Below are 2,940 nucleotides of genomic sequence, written 5' to 3'. Positions count from 1 at the left end.
ACCCACCGCGTCGCCATCTCCAACAGCCGGTTGATCGCGCTCGACGAGGCGGGCGTCACATTCCGCGTCAAGGACTACCGCCGCAATGGCAGCGAGCGCTACCGGACCATGACGACGCGCTGTTCAGAAATCTACCTCTTGGTTACGGCAAAACGAACCACAAGAGCCCATCGACTAGCCCGGTCGAACGGCTTCAGCCCAAGACATTCCAAACCAGACGGCCGAGTCCGGCTCTTGCTCCAATCAATCAGGCGTCGAGCGTCGCAGTGACGGATTGGCGAGGCAATCCGATAGCGACGATATCGTCCATCGCTTCATCGATGATGCTCGCAATGTTCCGGACAACTGCCTCAAAGTCAGGCTCGCCGGCGCATGCGCCAAAAAAGACAAATGTGATACGTCGTGGACGCAAGTCGGCCTGATGCAACAATTGAACAAGGCGACGTCCGATGATTGGATCATTGCCGTGTCGGTCGTAGGTTCGCTGATAGGCATGCCATAGTGAGGCAAATCCCGGTGGCTCGGGCCAGAGCCGCAGCCCATCATAGTCGTCATCTGACAATATCACCCGTCCGCCCGGTCGCACTGCGCCGGCCATGTTGCGAACAAGCAGCAACGGGTCAGGTAGGTGCTCGAGAACGAACCGCGCATGAGCAACGTCGAACTGTCCAAGCTCGTTGTCGGCTCGTTGTCGGTAAGAAGTGGAGCAAGCACGTCACCCCGCCTCATCTCCAGAAATGCCAAATCCCCATCGGCGTCGGCCTGTCGTAGCGCCTCCGCTATCTGCTCCGGGCTTCGCTCCAAAGCCAAAACCGGAACACCGGTGGCCCGCGCCATCATTCTCGAAAACTGCCCTAACCCAGCACCGAAATCGACCACCCGCTCGCCAACAACCAGCTGTGCAGCGTCGAGACATCGTTGATTAAGACGCTTGTTTAAAGCCGTCAGCCGTTGCTGCTCGGCTTCACTTGATCCATGCGTATAATGCGATGACGACATTCACTGCCCCCAGATCGAATGACCATATCAGCTTCGCATAAGGTCGGACGGCGTCAAGATCAGCGGCTGTGAATTGAACCGTCCCGACCCCGCGCCCGGCACATCTATTGCCGCTTTCGCCTAATTTCGGCGGTGGACACAGCTTTTGGAAAGCAGACCTTGCCGGCACGGCGTTGGAGGTCGAAGCTGCGCATTCTTTCCTGCCCAACGCCGACGTTAGTCGCTCAAACATATTGAGACGATTATGACAACCGATTCCAATTCCCACGGAACATCGGGGCGCCCGTTCAGAACCGCCATGACGAGGCGATGTGCTGGAACACCGCGCCACCTCGCCATGCGGCTTCTTGTAGGAACTTCGAACTTAGTCGGCCCACTTGGCCGGTGCACGGAACTCGATCCCATAGCAGCCTGCAAGTTCCGCCACTTCCGTTATTTAATCAGGAGTGCGCAATTCGCGAGCGGCCGCCTCGACGAAGAATTCCTCCAGCCCGCCAGGTGTTAGGATCGTGAGGTTGCGCCCTGGCCCGGCACTCACGACGCGGAACGTGTGTGGCACGCCGCGGGGTAAGAAGATCGACGTGCCCGCAGGCACTACCATGAACTGACCATCGAGCCAGAATTCGTATTCTCCTTCGATCACATGGATTACCTCGTCCTCATTGTGGTGTACGTGCACCGGCGGACCGGCGCGCGAATGCGACCGAGAGCGCCGAGACGACGCCAGGCATCGGCGCGCCGACACGCGAACACAGCCCAGGATGGCAACGTGCATTCGGGAGATGTCAGGCGTTCAAGATTTTCGCTTCCTTGGCGGCGCTGAGAAATGCCACGCGGGCAATCTCCGGCCCTACACCTTCATGCAGGCGATCGGTGCTTGGATGCGGCGCCCAGTTTCTCCAATGGGCCAATCATAACGCATCAGGTCAGGCCCGCCTTTACGCGTTCGACTCTACCTCCCGCGAAAAAGTACCTGTCGATACATGCGATCTAGCCGTCGCCTTGGGGTCATGGAGCAAAATTCAAAATGCATTGTTAGGTGTAAAGATTAGGAGCGACCTATGCACCCCAGCTTCACCTCGAACGATATGGCTCGCGGCACTCCGACTGCGCCGGCCGCGGAAGGGCTAGCTCCGGCGTTGGCCCGCAACATTGACGCTCTCGTCGAGCGTAGAAGGCGAGAGGCGAAAGCAGCTTCTCTTGAGGAAAGGGCCGCCGCCGCAATCAGCAGATTTGCCGGCAGCATGATCTTCGTCTACATCCATCTCGTTTTCTTTGGCGGCTGGATCGCCTTTAACACTGGTATCGCTCCGACCGTTCAGGCTTGGGATCCTTCTTTAGTCATCTTGGCCATGCTCGCGTCCGTGGAGGCAATATTTCTCTCCACCTTTGTGCTTATCAACCAGAACCGAATGGCCGCTGAAGATGACGCGCGGGCTGATCTCGATCTCCAGGTTAGCCTGCTCAACGAACACGAGACGACCAAGCTGATCAAGATGGTCGAGGAGATTGCCAAGCGTTTAGACATCCAGACGGAAGCAGACGAGGAATTGAAGGAACTGAAGCGCGATGTGGCGCCCGAAGCAGTTCTCGACAAGATCGTGGAGGCAGGAGATCAGCCAACGCTCGGCTGAGCATTAGCGGCTTAGTGGCTAGCGTGGTTGGCCAACTCCTGCCTGCACGGCTGCCCGTCATCCCCGCACCGCAGGATCACACCGCGAAAAACGGCTCGATGTGTGGCCATCCACAGAGCGCTTGCTTTGAGGGCGAAATCGCCATCAATCCAGATGCGACCGGCACGAAAGACTCCGGGCAGCTTTAACAATGCGCTCGACATTGCCGGCCTTGACGATCGCCAGACCGGCGCCAGACGGCGGCGCACTGGCGCTCGGCGGCGTCATCGTGGTGAATTTGAGACGCTGATTCAGCTGCTCCCCGCAA

General features: G+C 58.4%; 3 protein-coding genes and 2 pseudogenes. 2 read left to right on the top strand and 3 right to left on the bottom strand.

The genetic code is table 11. The features are described from left to right. Nucleotides 1–129: pseudogene (locus NKI25_RS36700) on the top strand (transposase); the annotation flags it as partial. Nucleotides 130–247: 118 nt separating this feature from the next. Here the strand turns inward: NKI25_RS36700 and NKI25_RS36070 are convergent. The 3 genes and pseudogenes from NKI25_RS36070 to NKI25_RS36060 all read right to left on the bottom strand — a co-directional run. Beyond that, a pseudogene (locus tag NKI25_RS36070) lies at nt 248–637 on the bottom strand (hypothetical protein); the annotation flags it as partial. Next, complete coding sequence (locus tag NKI25_RS36065; RefSeq protein WP_352625709.1) at nt 565–999, bottom strand: SAM-dependent methyltransferase; 435 nt, start codon at nt 997–999, stop codon at nt 565–567. The gene NKI25_RS36065 and the pseudogene NKI25_RS36070, both read right to left, overlap by 73 nt. A 436-nt stretch (nt 1,000–1,435) precedes the next feature. Then, on the bottom strand, nt 1,436–1,774 hold the full coding sequence (locus NKI25_RS36060) for a cupin domain-containing protein (RefSeq protein ID WP_352625708.1): 339 nt from the start codon (nt 1,772–1,774) through the stop codon (nt 1,436–1,438). Nucleotides 1,775–2,060: 286 nt separating this feature from the next. On the opposite strand from NKI25_RS36060, the gene NKI25_RS36055 reads away from it, so the two are divergent. Then, on the top strand, nt 2,061–2,633 hold the full coding sequence (locus tag NKI25_RS36055; RefSeq protein WP_352643567.1) for a DUF1003 domain-containing protein: 573 nt from the start codon (nt 2,061–2,063) through the stop codon (nt 2,631–2,633). Nucleotides 2,634–2,940 lie beyond the last annotated feature (307 nt).

Source organism: Mesorhizobium sp. M0808, assembly GCF_040320025.1.
GTDB lineage: Bacteria > Pseudomonadota > Alphaproteobacteria > Rhizobiales > Rhizobiaceae > Mesorhizobium.
This window is presented reverse-complemented; position numbering and strand designations above follow the sequence as displayed.